Annotated in this window: 16 protein-coding genes; 7 read left to right on the forward strand and 9 right to left on the reverse strand. The window is 68.4% G+C overall.

The annotated features are described in order from the left end of the window. The first annotated feature begins 64 nt into the window (after window positions 1–64). The gene (locus G6N45_RS05870) at window positions 65–613 is read left to right on the forward strand and encodes a Dps family protein (protein WP_163720803.1); all 549 of its coding nucleotides are present in this window, start codon (window positions 65–67) and stop codon (window positions 611–613) included. 7 nt (window positions 614–620) lie between these two features. Here G6N45_RS05870 and aqpZ read toward each other — a convergent pair whose 3' ends face one another. Both aqpZ and G6N45_RS05880 read right to left on the reverse strand, forming a co-directional pair. Beyond that, the gene (aqpZ, locus tag G6N45_RS05875; protein ID WP_163720804.1) at window positions 621–1,400 is read right to left on the reverse strand and encodes an aquaporin Z; all 780 of its coding nucleotides are present in this window, start codon (window positions 1,398–1,400) and stop codon (window positions 621–623) included. Window positions 1,401–1,506: 106 nt separating this feature from the next. Next, entirely contained in the window at window positions 1,507–2,307 is an 801-nt protein-coding gene (locus G6N45_RS05880; RefSeq protein WP_163720805.1) for a PaaI family thioesterase, read from the reverse strand. Between the two features lie 633 nt (window positions 2,308–2,940). Between G6N45_RS05880 and gltB the strand changes: the two genes are divergently transcribed. From gltB to G6N45_RS27650, 3 genes are all read left to right on the forward strand, one after another. Beyond that, on the forward strand, window positions 2,941–7,524 hold the full coding sequence (gene gltB, locus G6N45_RS05885) for a glutamate synthase large subunit (protein WP_163720806.1): 4,584 nt from the start codon (window positions 2,941–2,943) through the stop codon (window positions 7,522–7,524). Then, window positions 7,517–8,983 (forward strand): glutamate synthase subunit beta, encoded by a 1,467-nt coding sequence (locus G6N45_RS05890; RefSeq protein WP_163720807.1) that lies wholly within the window; start codon window positions 7,517–7,519, stop codon window positions 8,981–8,983. The genes gltB and G6N45_RS05890 overlap by 8 nt, the downstream gene beginning before the upstream one ends. Window positions 8,984–9,250: 267 nt before the next feature. Then, window positions 9,251–9,391, forward strand: coding sequence for a hypothetical protein (locus G6N45_RS27650; RefSeq protein WP_170312428.1), 141 nt, complete (start codon window positions 9,251–9,253; stop codon window positions 9,389–9,391). Window positions 9,392–9,469: 78 nt separating this feature from the next. Here G6N45_RS27650 and G6N45_RS05895 read toward each other — a convergent pair whose 3' ends face one another. Further along, entirely contained in the window at window positions 9,470–10,327 is an 858-nt protein-coding gene (locus tag G6N45_RS05895; protein WP_163720808.1) for an LLM class F420-dependent oxidoreductase, read from the reverse strand. Window positions 10,328–10,385: 58 nt separating this feature from the next. On the opposite strand from G6N45_RS05895, the gene G6N45_RS05900 reads away from it, so the two are divergent. Continuing rightward, window positions 10,386–10,955 (forward strand): TIGR03086 family metal-binding protein, encoded by a 570-nt coding sequence (locus tag G6N45_RS05900; RefSeq protein WP_163720809.1) that lies wholly within the window; start codon window positions 10,386–10,388, stop codon window positions 10,953–10,955. A 4-nt stretch (window positions 10,956–10,959) separates the two neighbouring features. Here G6N45_RS05900 and G6N45_RS05905 read toward each other — a convergent pair whose 3' ends face one another. Together G6N45_RS05905 and G6N45_RS05910 are read right to left on the reverse strand one after the other, a co-directional pair. After that, window positions 10,960–12,585: a SulP family inorganic anion transporter gene (locus G6N45_RS05905; protein ID WP_163720810.1), complete on the reverse strand. Its 1,626-nt coding sequence runs from the start codon at window positions 12,583–12,585 to the stop codon at window positions 10,960–10,962. Then, window positions 12,582–12,959 (reverse strand): ArsR/SmtB family transcription factor, encoded by a 378-nt coding sequence (locus tag G6N45_RS05910; protein ID WP_163720811.1) that lies wholly within the window; start codon window positions 12,957–12,959, stop codon window positions 12,582–12,584. The genes G6N45_RS05905 and G6N45_RS05910 overlap by 4 nt, the downstream gene beginning before the upstream one ends. 80 nt (window positions 12,960–13,039) lie before the next feature. Between G6N45_RS05910 and G6N45_RS05915 the strand changes: the two genes are divergently transcribed. Next, window positions 13,040–14,044 (forward strand): PHP domain-containing protein, encoded by a 1,005-nt coding sequence (locus tag G6N45_RS05915; RefSeq protein ID WP_163720812.1) that lies wholly within the window; start codon window positions 13,040–13,042, stop codon window positions 14,042–14,044. A 1-nt stretch (window position 14,045) separates the two neighbouring features. Here G6N45_RS05915 and dinB read toward each other — a convergent pair whose 3' ends face one another. Both dinB and G6N45_RS05925 read right to left on the reverse strand, forming a co-directional pair. After that, window positions 14,046–15,260, reverse strand: a complete 1,215-nt coding sequence (dinB, locus tag G6N45_RS05920) for a DNA polymerase IV (protein WP_163720813.1) — start codon at window positions 15,258–15,260, stop codon at window positions 14,046–14,048. Window positions 15,261–15,269: 9 nt separating this feature from the next. After that, on the reverse strand, window positions 15,270–15,926 hold the full coding sequence (locus tag G6N45_RS05925) for a TetR/AcrR family transcriptional regulator (RefSeq protein WP_163720814.1): 657 nt from the start codon (window positions 15,924–15,926) through the stop codon (window positions 15,270–15,272). A 76-nt stretch (window positions 15,927–16,002) separates the two neighbouring features. Between G6N45_RS05925 and G6N45_RS05930 the strand changes: the two genes are divergently transcribed. Next, window positions 16,003–17,478 carry a flavin-containing monooxygenase gene (locus tag G6N45_RS05930; protein ID WP_163720815.1) on the forward strand — a complete coding sequence of 492 codons (1,476 nt, stop codon included), beginning with the start codon at window positions 16,003–16,005 and terminating at the stop codon, window positions 17,476–17,478. Here G6N45_RS05930 and rraA read toward each other — a convergent pair. Continuing rightward, the gene (gene rraA, locus G6N45_RS05935; RefSeq protein ID WP_163720816.1) at window positions 17,475–17,960 is read right to left on the reverse strand and encodes a ribonuclease E activity regulator RraA; all 486 of its coding nucleotides are present in this window, start codon (window positions 17,958–17,960) and stop codon (window positions 17,475–17,477) included. The genes G6N45_RS05930 and rraA overlap by 4 nt on opposite strands. A gap of 54 nt (window positions 17,961–18,014) precedes the next feature. Further along, window positions 18,015–18,470 carry a hypothetical protein gene (locus G6N45_RS05940; protein ID WP_163720817.1) on the reverse strand — a complete coding sequence of 152 codons (456 nt, stop codon included), beginning with the start codon at window positions 18,468–18,470 and terminating at the stop codon, window positions 18,015–18,017. Between the last annotated feature and the right edge of the window lie 7 nt (window positions 18,471–18,477).

Genomic DNA, 18,477 nt, shown 5'->3' on the forward strand with positions numbered 1-18,477 from the left:
CCAGAGGGGATTATCGCGCCGACGGCCCGGGTACACCTCGCGGGAACAACGCGAAGGAGCCAACATGAGTGCATTCACCGTGCCCGGACTGTCCGACAAGCAGGGCGCCGAGGTGGCCGAACTTCTGCAGAAGGCGCTGAGCCGCTACAACGATCTGCACCTCACCCTCAAGCATGTGCATTGGAATGTGGTGGGGCCCAACTTCATCGGCGTCCACGAGATGATCGATCCGCAGGTCGAGCTGGTGCGTGGGTACGCCGACGAGGTCGCGGAACGCATCGCCGCACTCGGCGCGTCGCCGCAGGGCACGCCGGGCGCGATCCAGAACGACCGCACGTGGGACGACTACTCCGTCGGCCGCGACACGGTCCAGGCGCACCTGGCGGCGCTGGATCTCGTCTACACCGGGGTCATCGAGGACACCCGCAAGAGCATCGAGAGGGTCGGGGAGCTCGACCCGGTCACCGAAGACATGCTCATCGGGCACGCAGGCGAGCTGGAGAAGTTCCAGTGGTTCGTGCGCGCGCATCTGGAGAACTCGGGCGGTCAGCTCGCCAACGAGGGCGCCGACACCGAGAAGAGCGCCGCCGGCCAGGCCAAGAAGAACTCCTGACCGACTGTCAGTGCTCCGGGGTTCCGCCCGGGAGCGCTTCATCGCGGACCGGCCGGTCGGCGAGTTTGTCGGCGGTACCGAAAAGATACGGATAGGCGACACCGGCGACGGCGGCGCCCACCAGCGGAGCGACCCAGAACACCCACAGCTGCGCGGGGGCGCCGTCGCCGTTGAAGAACGCGACGCCGGTGGACCGCGCCGGGTTCACCGAGGTGTTGGAGATCGGTATCGAGATCAGGTGGATCAGCGTCAGCGTCAGGCCGATCGACAGCCCGGCGAAACCCTTCGGCGCGCGGTCGTCGGTCGACCCGAGGATGACCAGCAGGAACACGAATGTCAGCAGCACCTCGGCGATGAGCACCGCGACCAGCGAGTAGCCGCCGGGGGAGTGGCTGCCGTATCCGTTGGCAGCCATGTTGCCTGTGGCGGTGAAGCCGTCGCGGCCCCGGGCGATCGCATAGATCGCCGCTCCGGCGACCAGTCCGGCGACCACCTGCGTGACCCAGTATCCGGGCAGCGCCTTCCACTCGACCCGCTTGGCCAGCGCCGCACCCAGCGTGACCGCCGGGTTGAAGTGCCCGCCCGAAATGGTGCCGAACGCATAGACGCCGGTGAGCACGGTCAGCCCGAACGCCAGCGCGACGCCGGCGAAACCGATCCCCAGCGAGACGCCGTCGTCGGAGAGAAACTTCGCGGCGAAGACGGCGCTGCCGCAGCCGCCGAACACCAGCCAGAACGTTCCGATGAACTCCGCTGCGAGGCGGTGCAGCATCGTGGGTGGACGCATGGGGAGCCCTTCCGCTCGGTGGGGCTCAACTGTGACAGCTTGCGGCGGTGCGCGGTCCCGGTGTGTCCGAACTGATGCGTTAGCGCAACGACGGCTCCACCGCAGGTCAGCGGTAACCGGTGAGCCGGGCCAGCAGCGCGGTCCGGCCGTCGGCGCCCACCGCTGTCGCCTCGGCCACGCCGCTGCCGCGGCCGGCATGCAGTGCCCGGGCGGCGTAGTGAGCCTCCCCGCCGCCATGGAAGGGACGCAGGAAGTTCACGCGCAGCGACGCCGGGTGAAAGGCGGCCCCTGCGGCGCGGTGCAATGCGGCCGACCCGACGAGTTCGAGGCCCATCGACGACACCCCGCCGTGCACGGCGCCCACCAAGTTGTTCAGCACCGGATCGTCGTTCTGCATCAAAGCGCTTCCCGCACTCCCGGTTTCAGCGACCTCGACGGACATCAGGTCCGCCAGCCGATGCCCCGGCAGTGACGCGGACCCGGCCTCGGGCCATGCGACCAGATCCGCGGGGGAGGCGATGTAGAACGAGCGGACGGTCGCGGTTGCCACGATGACGTCCTGCACGCTCAGCTCGCAGAGCGCGAGAGCGGTGGCGCCCTTCGGTCCGAAGGGACGCGCGACGCCGACCACCGGGACGTCGGGTGCGGCCGCGATGGCCTCGGCGGCCCCAGGAGCGATCTCCACGGCCAGCTCGCTGGACACCGTCCACTCGCCGGTCCCGCGCCGCAGATGATTGACCACGCCGCCGATGTGGTCGACCAGCATGGCCAGCGGGGCAACGGTGGCCTCATCGGTACAGGGATTGGTCAGACCGGCCACCGGGATCGACGCCACAGAGCGATCCGCGCCTTCGCGGGTGGTGTCGATGCCGAAGCGGCCCAGCGGAGTGTTCAACGGGTGGGGCACTCCTGCAGCCTGACGGCTCCGTGCCACACCCGGTACCCCTTGGGGGTATTCCTGACAGTGTGTTCGATCGAGGCAGGCGAATCAGCGAATCGCGAAAAGGGCTGTGGGGCAACGGCATCCGGGATGGGAGCCGGGGGTGCTCTGCCGGCGTCACCGTCGCCCGGGTTTGCTCGCCGCCTCGAGGGGCGCTCTCAGCAGGTGGCAGGGGAATTCTAAGAATCCGACGAGGCTTTGTGCAAATGTTGGACGGTCCTTTCTCGCACTACACGGCCATTTCTTCCTCTACCAGCAAATCAAGGGCGGAGGTGAGGCGGGTGTGTGATGTGTCTCTCATCCGGCCATCCGAGTAGTTGCCGGGGCGAAACACCGCCCACGGCAACGTTATTCGACTGTGATCTGACGGCCCGGGTCGCCGACGGCCGAATTGGCGGGCGAACTGGCTTAGGGTCAACTAAGTTGGCATGTCAGGGGCCCTTTGTCATATCGTTTTGAGCACTTGTGGCGCGTGGAAAAAGGGCCGTCGTTCAGTGCTGCACGAAGGTCCCTCCGCCGCCGCCCCGGCTAACGCTCTCGTCAACGGTTGCCGTTCGCGAACGCTCCGCCGAGGTCTGTGAAGAAATAAGGTAGGTGGGAATGGCGCCCAGTCCACAGGGCCTGTACAACCCCGCGTTCGAGCACGACGCGTGCGGCGTGGCGATGGTGGCCGACATGCACGGACGCCGCAGCCGCGACATCGTCGAGAAGGCCATCACCGCGCTGCTGAATCTGGAGCACCGAGGGGCCCAGGGCGCCGAGCCGAACACCGGCGACGGCGCGGGCATCCTGCTCCAGGTGCCGGACGAGTACTTCCGTGCGGTCGTGGACTTCGACCTTCCCGAACCGGGCAGCTACGCCACCGGCATCGCCTTCCTGCCGCAGTCGTCGAAGGACGCCGCGACGGCGTGCGAGTCGGTCGGCAAGATCGCCGAAGCCGAAGGTCTGCGCGTGCTCGGGTGGCGTGAGGTGCCCACCGACGAATCCTCGCTCGGCGCCCTCGCCCGCGACGCGATGCCCACCTTCCGGCAGGTCTTCCTCGCCGGCGCCTCCGGAATGGACCTCGAGCGGCGCGCCTACGTGGTCCGCAAGCGTGCCGAACACGAACTCGGCACCAAGGGCCCCGGTCAGGACGGCCCCGGCCGAGAGACGGTGTACTTCCCCAGCCTGTCCGGTCAGACGTTCGTCTACAAGGGCATGCTGACCACCCCGCAGCTCAAGGCGTTCTACCTCGATCTGCAGGACGAACGGCTCACCAGTGCGCTCGGTATCGTGCACTCCCGGTTCTCCACCAACACCTTCCCGTCGTGGCCGCTGGCCCACCCCTTCCGCCGGGTGGCCCACAACGGTGAGATCAACACCGTCACCGGCAACGAGAACTGGATGCGCGCCCGCGAGGCTCTGATCAACACCGACGTATTCGGGTCGGGTCAGGATCTCGACAAGATCGTGCCGGTGTGCACCCCCGGGGCCTCCGACACCGCCCGCTTCGACGAGGTGCTCGAGCTGCTCCACCTCGGCGGCCGCAGCCTGCCGCACGCGGTGCTGATGATGATCCCGGAGGCCTGGGAGCGCCACGAGTCGATGGACCCGGCGCGCCGGGCGTTCTACCGGTACCACGCTTCCCTGATGGAGCCCTGGGACGGGCCGGCGTCGGTGTGCTTCACCGACGGCACCGTGATCGGCGCGGTCCTGGACCGCAACGGGCTGCGCCCGTCGCGCATCTGGGTGACCAGCGACGGACTGGTCGTGATGGCCTCGGAGGCCGGCGTCCTCGACGTCGATCCGGGCAAGGTCGTGCAGAAGATGCGGCTGCAGCCCGGCCGGATGTTCCTCGTGGACACCGCGCAGGGCCGCATCGTCGACGACGAGGAGATCAAGGCCGAACTCGCCGCCGAGCATCCCTACCAGGAATGGCTCGACGCCGGGCTGTTCCAGCTCGAGGAGCTGCCGCCGGGCGACTACGTGCGGATGCCCCACCACCGCGTCGTCCTGCGGCAGCAGATCTTCGGCTACACCTACGAGGAGCTCAACCTGCTGGTCGCGCCTATGGCGCGCACCGGCGCCGAGGCGCTGGGCTCGATGGGCACCGACACCCCGATCGCCGTGCTCTCGTCGCGGCCCCGCGTGCTCTACGACTACTTCCAGCAGCTGTTCGCGCAGGTCACGAACCCGCCGCTGGACGCAATCCGCGAAGAGGTGGTCACCAGCCTGGCCGGCACCGTCGGCCCGGAGGGCGACCTGCTCAACCCCGACGCCGAGTCCTGCCGGCAGATCGCGCTGTCGCAGCCGATCCTGCGCAACGCGGAGCTGTCGAAGCTGATCTGCGTCGACCCCGACCACGAGATCCGCGGCCACAAGCACGGCATGCGCGCCGCGGTGATCCGCTGCCTGTACCCGGTCAACCGCGGCGGTCAGGGCCTCAAGGAAGCCCTGGACAACGTGCGCGCCAAGGTCTCGGCCGCCATCCGCGACGGCGCCCGGATCATCGTTCTCTCCGACCGCGAATCCAACGAGCAGATGGCGCCGATCCCGTCGCTTCTGTCCGTCGCCGCGGTGCACCACCACCTGGTCCGGGACCGGACCCGCACCAAGGTCGGCCTCGTCGTGGAGGCCGGCGACGCCCGCGAGGTGCACCACATGGCGTGCCTGGTCGGCTTCGGCGCCGCCGCGATCAACCCGTACATGGCCTTCGAGTCGATCGAGGACATGGTCGATCGCGGCGTCATCACCGGCATCAGCAGTGATCAGGCCAAGGCCAACTACGTCAAGGCCGCAGGCAAGGGCGTGCTCAAGGTGATGTCGAAGATGGGCATCTCCACGCTGGCGTCCTACACCGGCGCGCAGCTGTTCCAGGCCATCGGCATCAGCCAGAAGCTGCTCGACGAGTACTTCACCGGGCTGTCCTGTCCGGTCGGCGGCATCGACCTCGACGACATCGCCGCCGACGTCTCGGCCCGCCACACGCTGGCGTACCTCGACCGTCCCGACGAGTGGGCGCACCGCGAGCTCGAGGTCGGCGGTGAATACCAGTGGCGCCGGGAGGGCGAATACCACCTGTTCAACCCCGACACGGTGTTCAAGCTGCAGCACTCCACCCGCACCGGGCAGTACGAGGTGTTCAAGGAGTACACCAAGCTTGTCGACGACCAGAGCGAGCGGATGGCCTCGCTGCGCGGGCTGCTGAAGTTCCGCGCGGGTGAACGCCCGCCGGTGCCGATCGAGGAGGTCGAGCCGGCCACCGAGATCGTCAAGCGGTTCTCCACGGGCGCGATGAGCTATGGCTCCATCTCCGCCGAGGCGCACGAGACGCTGGCGATCGCGATGAACCGCCTTGGTGGGCGGTCGAACTCCGGTGAGGGCGGTGAGGCCGTCGCCCGCTTCGACCGTGACGAGAACGGCGACTGGCGCCGCAGCGCGATCAAGCAGGTCGCCTCCGGCCGGTTCGGCGTGACCAGCCACTACCTGACCAACTGCACCGACATCCAGATCAAGATGGCCCAGGGTGCGAAACCCGGTGAGGGCGGCCAACTTCCGGGACACAAGGTGTACCCCTGGGTGGCCGAGGTGCGGCACTCCACGCCCGGCGTCGGCCTGATCTCGCCGCCGCCGCACCACGACATCTACTCGATCGAGGATCTCGCGCAGCTGATCCACGACCTGAAGAACGCGAACCCGTCGGCACGGGTGCACGTGAAGCTGGTGTCCGAGAACGGCGTGGGAACGGTGGCGGCCGGTGTGTCCAAGGCGCACGCCGATGTCGTGCTGATCTCCGGGCACGACGGCGGCACCGGCGCCACGCCGCTGACGTCGATGAAGCACGCGGGCGCGCCGTGGGAGCTCGGTCTGGCCGAGACGCAGCAGACGTTGCTGCTCAACGGACTTCGCGACCGCATCGTGGTCCAGGTCGACGGACAGCTCAAGACGGGCCGCGACGTCGTGGTCGCCGCGCTGCTCGGCGCCGAGGAGTTCGGCTTCGCGACCGCACCGCTGGTGGTGTCCGGCTGCATCATGATGCGCGTCTGCCACCTCGACACCTGCCCCGTCGGCGTGGCCACCCAGAACCCGGTGCTGCGGCAGCGCTTCAACGGCAAGCCGGAGTTCGTGGAGAACTTCTTCCTGTTCATCGCCGAGGAAGTCCGCGAACTGATGGCGCAGTTGGGCTTCCGCACCGTCAACGAGATGGTGGGCCAGGTGGGCGCGCTGGACACCGCGCAGGCCGCCGAGCACTGGAAGGCCCACAAGCTGGATCTCACGCCCGTCCTGCACGAGCCCGAGTCGGCGTTCATGAACCAGGACCTGTACTGCAGTTCCCGCCAGGACCACGGTCTGGACAAGGCGCTCGACCAGCAGTTGATCGTGCAGTGCCGCGAGGCGCTCGATTCCGGTTCGCCGGTGCGATTCTCGACGACGATCGCCAACGTCAACCGCACCGTGGGCACGATGCTCGGCCACGAGGTGACCAAAGCCTATGGCGGGCAGGGTCTGCCGGACGGAACGATCGACATCACGTTCGAGGGTTCGGCCGGTAACAGCTTCGGCGCCTTCGTGCCCAAGGGCGTCACGCTGCGCGTCTACGGCGACGCGAACGACTATGTCGGCAAGGGCCTGTCGGGTGGACGCATCGTGGTGCGCCCGCCGGACGGTGCGCCGGCCGACTACGTCGCCGAGGACAACATCATCGCCGGCAACGTCGTGCTCTTCGGCGCGACCAGCGGCGAGATGTTCCTGCGCGGTCAGGTCGGTGAGCGGTTCGCGGTGCGTAACTCCGGTGCCCACGCCGTCGTGGAGGGCGTCGGTGACCACGGGTGCGAGTACATGACCGGCGGCCGCGTCGTCATCCTCGGGCCCACCGGGCGCAACTTCGCCGCGGGCATGTCCGGCGGCATCGGCTACGTGTACGACCCCGACGGTGTGCTCGCCGACAACCTCAACGCCGAGATGGTGGCACTCGAGAGCCTCGACGACGAGGACGTCGACTACCTGCGCGGCATGATCACCGCGCACGTCGACGCCACCGAATCCGCGGTGGCACAACAGATCCTGGCCGACTGGGAGAACCAGCTCGGTCTCTTCACCAAGGTGATGCCGCGCGACTACAAGCGTGTGTTGCAGGCCATCGCCGATGCGCAACGCAACGGAGACGATGTGAACGAGGCGATCATGGCGGCCGCAAGTGGCTGATCCGCGCGGTTTCATGAAGTACACGCACCGCGAGACCCCGCCGCGGCGCCCCGTCGATCTTCGGCTGAGGGACTGGAAAGAGGTCTACGAAGAGTTCCCCGAGGACCACCTCCAGGTTCAGGCATCGCGATGCATGGACTGCGGAATCCCCTTCTGCCACAACGGCTGTCCGCTGGGGAACCTGATCCCGGAGTGGAACGACCTGGTGCGCACCGCGCGCTGGCGCGACGCCATCGAGCGGCTGCACGCGACCAACAACTTCCCGGAATTCACCGGGCGGCTGTGTCCGGCGCCGTGCGAGGGGTCGTGTGTGCTGGGCATCAACCAGGATCCCGTGACCATCAAGCAGGTCGAGGTCGAGATCATCGACAGGGCCTTCGCCGAAGGCTGGGTCGTGCCGTTGCCTCCGGACCGGTTGACGGGCAAGAAGGTGGCCGTCGTCGGGTCGGGGCCCGCGGGATTGGCTGCCGCGCAACAGCTCACCCGGGCCGGCCATGACGTGACGGTGTTCGAGCGCGACGACCGCATCGGCGGGCTGCTGCGCTACGGCATCCCCGAGTTCAAGATGGAGAAGCGCCACATCGACCGGCGCCTTGAGCAGATGCGGGCCGAGGGCACACAGTTCCGCACCGGCGTCAACGTCGGGGTCGACATCACCGCCGCGCAGCTGCGCTCCGAGTTCGATGCCGTCGTGCTGGCCGGGGGCGCCACCGCCCGTCGTGACCTGCCGATCCCCGGTCGCGACCTGACGGGCATCCACCAGGCCATGGAGTACCTGCCGTGGGCCAACCGCGTCCAGCTCGGCGACCCGGTCGTCGACGACGACGGCCAGCCGCCGATCACGGCGAAGGGCAAGAAGGTCATCATCATCGGCGGCGGCGACACCGGCGCCGACTGCCTGGGCACCGCGCACCGGCAGGGCGCCGAGCATGTGCACCAGTTCGAGATCATGCCCCGCCCGCCGGAGACCCGCGCCGATTCCACCCCGTGGCCGACGTACCCGCTGATGTACCGCGTCACCTCCGCGCACGAGGAGGGCGGCGACCGCGTCTACTCGGTCAACACCGAGGAGTTCTACGGCGAGGACGGCCGGGTGACCGGGCTGCGTGGCTATGAGGTCGAGATGAAGGCGGGCAAGTTCGAGAAGGTCGAGGGCACCGACTTCGAGATGGACGCCGACCTGGTGCTGCTCGCCATGGGTTTCACCGGCCCCGAACGGGAGGGCCTGCTGACCGACCTCGGCGTCGAGATCAACGAGCGCGGCAACGTCGGGCGTGACTCGGTGTTCGCCACCTCGGTGCCCGGCGTGTACGTCGCCGGCGACATGGGCCGCGGGCAGTCGCTGATCGTCTGGGCGATCGCCGAGGGCCGCGCCGCGGCGTCGGCGGTCGATCGGTGCCTGATGGGCCACACGGCGCTGCCGGCGCCGATCAAGCCGACGGCCGTCCCCCAGCGCTAGGCCATTCATCGCTCGGTCACCGAGCGTGCACGAACGGTTGTGATCGCATCGAATTCACAACCGTGGCGGCACGCTCGGTGCACGAGACGGTCGCAGCACGGTTTCGGCGCGTTAACACCCGTCACTTCAGTCACACCAGAAACAGCATATTTTTATTCGGCGTGCCTCCAACTGTTTGCCAGCAGTCGGGTATCTAATGACTCGTTAAGGGCGCTGCGGTAAGGTGGCTCCCCGGTTCAGCTATTGGCATACCGCAGGAGTTTCACCGTGTACATCACCCCGATTACCCGGACGCGGATGGGTCGAATTGCCTGGTCATTGTTCCGCCACCCCGTCAAGAGCCGCACTTTTCCCGCCAAAGCGGAACGGCTGATCACCGCCGACGAACTCGTTCGTTACGGCTACTAGCGAATTATGCCGCTCCCGTGGGTGCCGCTGAGACCTTGCTGGGGCCCGCTTTTGCCGAACGTTATCGTTTCGTGACCGTCAGCGGTCTTTGCTGAGCAGACCGGAGTCGCGGATCGTCTCGGCGAGCGGCTCGAGCACCGCGGGATCGTACGGCGGCGGCAGGTAGATGATCGCGAGGTCGAGCCCCTCGGCGCCCAGCGCGATGCAGTCTTCGATGACGCGGCGGTAGTCGCGGTCCTCGCCGAGCCGGACGTGCGCCGAGAGCAGGATCTCCTTCGGGTCGCGGCCCACGTCGGCGCAGTGCCGGGCCAGGACGTCGCGCTTGCGGGCGAATTCCTCGGGGGTTCCGCCGACGAAGTTCCAGTGATCGGCGTACTGGGCGGTGATCCGCAGCGTGCGCTTCTCGCCGTTCCCGCCGATGCAGATGGGCGGGTGCGGCTGCTGCGGGCCCTTCGGCTCGTTCCGGGCGTCCTTGAGTTGGTAGTAGGTGCCGTCGAAGGTGGTGGTCTCCTGCGAGAGCAGGCCTTTGAGTACCTGGCAGGCCTCCTCGAAGCGGTCGAAGCGCTCCTTGATGCTGCCGAGCTCGATGCCGTAGGCGCCGGACTCCTCTTCGTTCCAGCCGGCGCCGATGCCCAGTTCCAGGCGACCATCGGACACGATGTCCAGGGCCGAGGCCATGTTGGCCAGGACGGCGGGGTGCCGGTAGTGGATGCCGGTCACGAGCACCCCGACCCGCAGCCGGGTGGTCGCCTGCGCCAGCGCCGTGAGCGTCACCCACCCCTCCAGGCAGGGGCCGGTCGAGTCGGAGAAGATCGGATAGAAGTGGTCGAAGGTCCAGCCGGACTCGAAGACGTCGATGTCGTCGGCGGCCTTCCAGACCGCCAGCATGTCGGACCAGGTGGTGTTCTGCGGCGAAGTCTTGAATGCGAATCTCACTTCTTCGACTCTAGGTCCGTCGCGATGACTTCTCGACCGCCGGCAGGTCGGTACGGACATGATCGACATGACCTCGGCGTGTGCACGCACCGCCGACCTTCTGCACAACATCGGCGACGAGCACCTGGCGGGCCCCACACCCTGCGCGGATATGACGGTGGCGGCGTTGGTGTCCCACCTCGGCGGCCTGGCGGCGGCGTTCACCGCGGCGGCGGCCAAGCAGTTCGGCGAGCTCACCGACACCCCGCCGGAGGTCAGTGAGGAACTCGACGACGATTGGCACGCCGCGTATCCGAAGCGGCTCGCCGAGCTGGCCGCCGCCTGGCGCGAACCGTCGGCGTGGCAGGGAATGTCCCGGGCAGGCGGCGTCGACTTCCCCGCAGACGTCGGCGGGCTGATCGCACTGACCGAGGTCGTCGTGCACGGGTGGGATCTCGCGCGCGCGACGGGGCAGCCCTACGCGGTCGAGGACGCGGTTCTGGAGGCGGTGCTGCCGCATGTCACGGAAATCGCCGAACAGGGTCCGGTGGAGGGGCTGTTCGCTGCGCCGGTGCCCGTCGGCGAGAATGCTCCGCTGCCGGACCGGGTGATCGCGCTCACCGGCCGGGATCCGGGCTGGACTCCCTAGCCGCTCAGTGCGGCCGGCCGCTCACATGGGTGCGGGCGTGCTCGATCGCCTCGTCGAGGGTGCCCACGAGATGGCGTTCGTGGCGCAGTGATTCGAAGACGCCGACGTTCTCCAGCAATGCCGTGTGCTCCTCGCGCACCCCCTTGATGATGACCGTGATGCCGCGGGATTCCAGCTCGGCGCAGATCTGCGCGAGCGTGTTCGCACCGGTGGCGTCGAGCATGCCCAGTTGCGACATCCGGATGATGACCACAGAGGTGTGCGGATGGTCGGCGTCGACGATCGCCGTCCAGATGCGGTCGGCCACCCCGAAGAACATCGCTCCGTCCAGACGCAGCAGTGCGATCTCGTCGTCACCGGGCGCGGCCGGGCCTGGCAGGTTCTCCCGCACCACGGCGCTGCGCCGTGCCACGCTGCGGAGGGCGAAGAAGGCGGCGACGACGATGCCGATCTCGACCGCGTCGATGAGATCGAAGCAGACGGTGACGGCCGCGGTCAGAACGAATGTCAGGGCATCAGACCGGGTGGAGCACAGAATCTTTCGCATCGTCGATGCGGAGATCATCCGAAACGAGGTCACCATCAGCACACCGGCCAGCGCCGAGAGCGGAATCGCCGACACCGGCCCGGTGGCCAGGTAGACGACGCCCAGCAGGACCAGGGAGTGCACGATCGCCGACACTCGGGTCCGGGCGCCGGATCTGACGTTGACCGCGGTGCGGGCGATCGCTCCGGTCGCGGGCATCCCGCCGAAGACGCCCGAGGCCACCGACGCCAGACCCTGCCCGACCAGTTCGCGGTCGGGGTCGTACGGACCGGTCGGCGACATCGTGGCGGCGACGCGCGCGGACAGCAGTGATTCGATGGCCGCCAGCGCGGCGATGGCCAGCGCCGCGCCGACGAGGTCGCGCAAGGCGCCGACGTCGGCGTGGGGGAGCACCGGGGCGGGCAGCTGCGAAGGGAGTTCCCCGATCGTGGCCACCGGCAGTCCCAGGGCGATGACGAGGACCGTCGCGGCGACGACCGCCGCGAGCGACGCGGGAACACCGCGGTGCAGTCGCGGCAGGGCCGTCATGAGGACGGCGACGAACGCCACCACACCGAGGGTTCGTGCCGCCTGACCCCAGTCGGCGTGGGCGACGACGTGCCACGCCGTCGCCAGCGTGCGTTCGCCGGCCGCGCCGCTGGCGCCGAACGCCGCGGGCACCTGCTGCAGGAAGATGATGGCGGCGATGCCGAGGGTGAATCCCTCGATGACCGGCCACGGGATGAACGTCACCGCGCGTCCCAGTCCCGTGACTCCGGCGGCCACGACGAGCAAGCCGGCCAGCACGGTGACCAGAGCGACGCTGCCGAGGCCGTGCGCGACGACGATCGGCGCCAGCACCACGGCCATCGCGCCGGTCGGACCGGACACCTGGACGTTGGATCCGCCGAACACGGCGGCGACCAGTCCGGCGACGACGGCGGTGATGAGTCCGGCTGCCGCGCCGACCCCGGAGCTGATCCCGAACGCCAGCGCCAGCGGGAGGGCGACGACGCCCACGGTGACGCCGGCCAGGATGTCACGGCGCCACGACTGCGGCAGGTCCGCGTAGTCGCGGCGGCCCGGCAGCAGGCGGGCGATCATCGGGGTTCGCCGAGCGGCGGGAGCGAGTCGAGGGCGTCGAGCCGAGTCCTCTGTGCGCCGAGGGTGTCGGCGAGGAAGGTGCGGGCGATCACCAGCAGTTCGGCGATCTTGGGGTGGGCCAACTCGTAGATCACCGCGTTGCCGACACGTTGGCCTGTGACGACGTGGTGGCGTTTGAGCACCGCGAGGTGCTGGGAGAGCACCGTGGGCTCGATGTCGGCTTGGGCGAGGATCTCGCTCACCGGCGTGGGTCGACCGCTGGCCGAGAGGATCTCGAGCACACGGATGCGTGCGGGATGGGCCAGCGCCTTGAACAGATTGGCCTTGGTCTCGTAGAGCGGGCGCTGCTCGCCGGTGGGGAAGCGATCGGACACGGTGCACCTAGTGGATTGATGGTTTGAGTGAAGTCTCAAGTGAAAGGCTACAGGATGCGATGTCCGGGCACACTGGTGGCATGGATCCGGTCACCGCTCTGCGCCAGATCGCCTATTACAAGGACCGTGCGCGCGAGGATCCGCGGCGGGTGATGGCCTACCGCAACGCCGCTGACGTCGTCGAAGCACTCACCGATGCCCAGCGCGAGAAGCACGGCGCCGCCAACAGCTGGCAGTCGCTGCCCAGGATCGGGCCCAAGACCGCCAAGGTGATCGCGCAGGCCTGGGCCGGTCAGGAACCCGACGTGCTGGTCGAGTTGCGCGAGTCAGCGCAGGATCTCGGCGGCGGTGACATCCGTGCCGCCCTGCGCGGGGACCTGCATGTGCATTCGAATTGGTCGGATGGCTCGGCGCCCATCGAGGAGATGATGCTGGCCGCCCGCGACCTCGGCCACGAGTACTGCGCGCTGACCGATCACTCGCCGCGGCTGAAGATCGCCAACGGACTGTCGCCCGACCGGCTGCGCGAGCAGCTCGACGTCATCGACGAGATCCGCGAAATCGTCGCTCCCATGCGGATTCTCACCGGAATCGAAGTCGACATCCTCGAGGACGGCTCGCTCGACCAGGAGCCAGAGCTGCTCGACCGCCTCGACGTCGTGGTCGCCAGCGTGCACTCCAAGCTCGCGATGGATGCCCCGGCGATGACGCGGCGCATGATCAAGGCCGTCGAGAACCCGCACACCGACGTCCTCGGCCACTGCACCGGCCGCCTCGTCACCGGCGGGCGCGGCATGCGTCCCGAGTCGAAGTTCGACGCCGAAGCCGTCTTCACCGCATGCCGCGACGCCGGCACCGCCGTGGAGATCAACTCCCGGCCCGAACGCCGGGACCCGCCGACCCGTCTGCTCACGCTCGCGATGGACATCGGCTGTGTGTTCTCGATCGACACCGACTCGCACGCACCGGGGCAGCTGGACTTCCTGGGCTATGGCGCTCAGCGCGCGCTCGATGCCGGGCTCGCGCCCGAGCGCATCGTCAACACGTGGGATGCCGAGACGCTGCTCGAGTGGACCCGGTCCTGAATCAGTCAGGCAGCATCGGCATCTCCCATCCCGGGTCCCGGCCGACCAGCACGCCCCGCATGACCGCCGCGTTGCCGTAGCGGCCGCGCACCCGGTCGACTGCCGAGTCGATGCGCGTGTTGTCGGCCGTCAGCGCGGAATGGGTGAACGGCAGCTCCATCTGCTGGGCACCGTCGCGGTCGATGTTGCAGACCGCGAACCCGATCAGCGTCAGGCCGCGTTCGGCGATCAACGGCCCCGCCGCCGCGACCAGCGCCCGGGCCGCCCCGAGGATCACATCGGTCGACGCGGTGGCCCTCGGCAACGTGTGCGACCGGGTCACGCGGGCGAAGTCGTCGAATCGCAGGCGCAACACCACGGTGCGCCCGGTGCGCTCGGCCGACCGCATCCGCCGCGTGATGCGGTCGACCAGGTTGACCACGACCGCGTCGACCTCCGGCGCCGACATCGTGTTGCCGGCCCGGCCCAGTGCACGCTGGGCGCCGACCGAGCGGCGGCGCTGCCCGGTGACGACGCGCCGACGATCGATGTTGTGAGCCAACGCGAACAGCTGCCGACCCATCGCGCCGCCCACCATCGAGCTCAGAGTCGCCTCGTTGAGGTCGGCCACGTCGGCGACCGTCTCGATGCCGTGCTCGCGCAGCCTGCCCGCGGTCTTCGCGCCGACACCCCACAACCGCCGCACCGGCAGCGGGTGCAGAAACGCCAGTTCGCGGTCCGGCGGCACCAGCAGGAGTCCGTCGGGCTTGGCCTCCTGACTGGCCACCTTGGCCAGGAACTTTGTGCGGGCGATCCCCACGGTGATCGGCAACCCGACCTCGTCGCGGACCCGTTCGCGCAGCCGCGCGCCGATCTGCACGGGGGTGCCCGACACCCGGCGCAGCCCCGAGACGTCGAGGAACGCCTCGTCGACCGACAGCGGCTCCACGAGCGGCGTCGTGTCCCGGAACACTTCGAACACGGCGTCGCTGGCCTTCGAGTACGCCGACATGCGGGGAGGCACGACCACGGCCTGCGGGCACAGCGCACGTGCCTGCCGTCCACCCATCGCGGTGCGCACGCCGTAGGCCTTGGCCTCGTAGCTGGCCGCCAGCACCACTCCGGCGCCGACGATCACCGGTTGGCGGCGCAGCGCCGGGTTGTCCCGCTGTTCCACCGACGCGTAGAACGAATCGAGATCAGCGTGGAGGATGCTCGCTTCCCCGGACACGAACATATGTTCGCATCAGTGGCCGACATCTCCCGCCGGATCGCCGTAGATGGCCGATGTCCAGATGTGCACGAGGTTGTCCAGCACCCGATGGTCGGGGATCGAGGGCTGGTGCCCGACGAAGGCCGCCGCCATCACCGACTCGTTCATCAGGTTCAGGGCGGTCGACAACTCGAGGGCGGGCACCGTCACCGGCGCCGCACCGTCGGCGCGCTCGGCCTCGATGACCGCGGCGATGTGCTCGATCCAGCGCTGCATCGACTGGGCCCACAGTTCCCGGGCCTCGGAATGAGTGTCCCTGACCCCCACCGTCGCCGCGCACACCGCGCGGTGGGCGCCGAAAGTGCTGACGAAGACGTCGATGCCCCGGCGCCAGATCGCCCGCCGATCAGCGGGCCGGTTGGCGATCAGATCGTCGAGCGCGACGTCCGCCTCGGCGATGACGCGCTCCAGCAGCGTCAATAGCACGGCGTCCTTGGACGGGAAATAGAAGTAGAACGTGGGGCGGGAGATCCCGGCGCCCTTGGCCAGATCATCGACCGAGATCTCGGCGAGCGGACGGTCTTCCAGCAGCCGTTCGGCGGTCTCGAGGATCGCGATCTCCCGGTCGTCACCGGACGGGCGCGTCGCGCGCCTGCTCCGGGTCGATCGGGGGTGGCCGGTGGTCGTCACTTCCCCGACTTTACATCATGTCGACATTATCGACGCACTGTTGACTACGTCGACGCGCCGTTGATAGCGTGGCGCGATGAGCGAGTTCGTCGACGTCGTCATCGTGGGGGCCGGCATCTCCGGCATCAGCGCCGCCTGGCACCTGCAAGACCGCTGCCCGGGTAAGAGCTACGTCATCCTGGAACGCCGCGCCAACCTCGGCGGCACCTGGGACCTGTTCCAATACCCCGGTATCCGCTCGGACTCCGACATGTTCACGCTCGGGTTCCGCTTCAAGCCGTGGACATCGAATAAGGCCATCGCCGACGGGCCCGCGATCATGGCCTATCTCGAGGAGACCGTCGCCGAGTACGGCATCGACAAGCACATCCGATACGGGCAGAACGTCACTCATGCCGACTGGTCGGATGCGGACAACCGCTGGACGGTGACCGTCGAGCGCGGGGGCGAGCAGGTCGAGATCTCGGCGCGCTACCTGATGGCGTGCAGCGGCTACTACAACTACGACCAGGGCTACTCTCCCGAGTTCCCCGGCGAGCAGGACTTCGCCGGCCCGATCGTGCACCCCCAGCACTGGCCCGCGGACCTCGACTACGCCGGCAAGCGGATCGTCGTCATCGGCAGTGGCGCCACCGCCGTCACTCTCATTCCGGCCCTTGCCGATTCGGGAGCAGGGCACCTGACCATGCTGCAGCGCTCACCGACGTTCATCGCCGCGCTTCCCGACGTCGACCCGTTCAGCGTCGCGACCAACAAGCGCCTGCCCGCCAAGGCTGCCTACGTGCTCAACCGGTGGAAGAGCATCCTCGTCCAATCCGCCCAGTATCAGATCGCGCGCAGATTCCCGGACTTCTTCCGCAAGCAACTGCTGACCATGGCCAAGCACCGGCTGCCCGAAGGCTACGACGTCGAGAAGCACTTCAACCCGCGCTACAACCCGTGGGACGAGCGAGTCTGCCTGGCCCCCAACGGCGACCTGTTCAAGACAATCCGCGCGGGCAAGGCCGACGTCGTCACCGACACGATCGAGCGGTTCACCGCAACCGGCATCGCGCTGGCCTCCGGTAACCACCTGGACGCCGACATCATCGTCACCGCAACGGGTTTGAATCTGCAGCTGTTCGGCGGTGCGTCGATCTCCCGCAACGGCGAGCCGCTGGTGCTCAACGACTCGATGGCCTACAAGGGCATGATGCTGACCAACATGCCGAACATGGCGTTCACGATCGGCTACACCAACGCCAGCTGGACGCTGAAGGCCGATCTGGTCTCCGAGTTCTTCTGCCGCGTCATCAATCACATGGACGCCGGCGGCTTCGACGCCGTCGAGCCGCAGCACCCCGGTAGCAGCGTGGACGAACGGCCGGTGATGGACTTCACCCCGGGCTACGTGCTGCGCGCACTGGACTACCTGCCCAAGGCGGGCTCGCGGGCACCCTGGCGGCTCAAGCAGAACTACCTGCTCGACCTCCAGCTGATCCGGCGGGGCAAGGTCGACGACGCGGCACTGCGGTTCACCAGACACGCAGCGCCGGTGCGGACTTCCGCCTAGATGGCCTGGTCGACGACCACGATCCCGTCGTCGTCGCTGTAGGCGATGTGGCCGGGGGTGAACACCACACCCCCGAACTCGACGGCGGCGTCGCGCAGCCCCTCACCGGTCTTCGTGCTCTTGCGCGGATTGGTGCCCAGCGCCTTGATGCCGATGTCGAGGGTCCGCAACGTCGAGGCGTCCCGCACCGCCCCGTTGACGATCAGACCCGACCAGCCGTTGGACCGGCCCAGCTCGGCGATGACGTCACCCACCAGGGCGGTGTGCACCGAACCGTCGCCGTCGATCACCAGCACGCCGCCATCACCCGGCTCGGACAGCACCGACTTCAGCAGCGCGTTGTCTTCGAAGCAGCGCACCGTGGTGATCGGGCCGGCGAACTCGGCGCGTCCGCCGAACTGGCGCATCTGCAGATCGCAACTGCGGACGTCGGGTCCGATCTCGTCGACCAGGTCAGCGGTGGGGCGAGGGGTGATGGTCACCGCGCCATTATGCCGTGATGATGCCGTGCATCAGTTCCTCCAGGAGGGCGACGGTCAGTCGTCGTGGTTGCGCCGCGCAGCCAACAGCACCACGATGAGCGCCAGCACACCGGTGATCACCGCGGCGGCGACGGGCAGCCGTGACGACGCAGGGGCTTCACGCGGTACCGGCGGCGGGCCGGTGACAGCGGTGCTCGCGGTGGCGACGGTCGACTTCGCCTGTGCCGCAGCCTCTTTGGCGGCGGTCGCCAGTGCATCGGCGTCCTGCGGCGGTGCCACCTGCGCGACCGGGCCCTTCTTCGGCGGCGCCTTCTTGACCGGGGCCTTCTTCGCCGGAGCGGCAGCCTTTTTCGCGGGCGCGTTCTTGGCGGGGACCTTCTTGGCCGGAGCCTTCTTCGCCGGGGCCTTCTTGGCGGGTGCTTTCTTCGCGGCGGGCGCCTTCTTCACCGGATCGGGCTCCGGGCGTGCGGGATCGTGCCCGTCCTCGGGCCGGTCCGACTGCTCCGCCATGTCGCTG

Origin of the sequence: Mycolicibacterium psychrotolerans, assembly GCF_010729305.1 — a bacterium.
GTDB lineage: Bacteria > Actinomycetota > Actinomycetes > Mycobacteriales > Mycobacteriaceae > Mycobacterium > Mycobacterium psychrotolerans.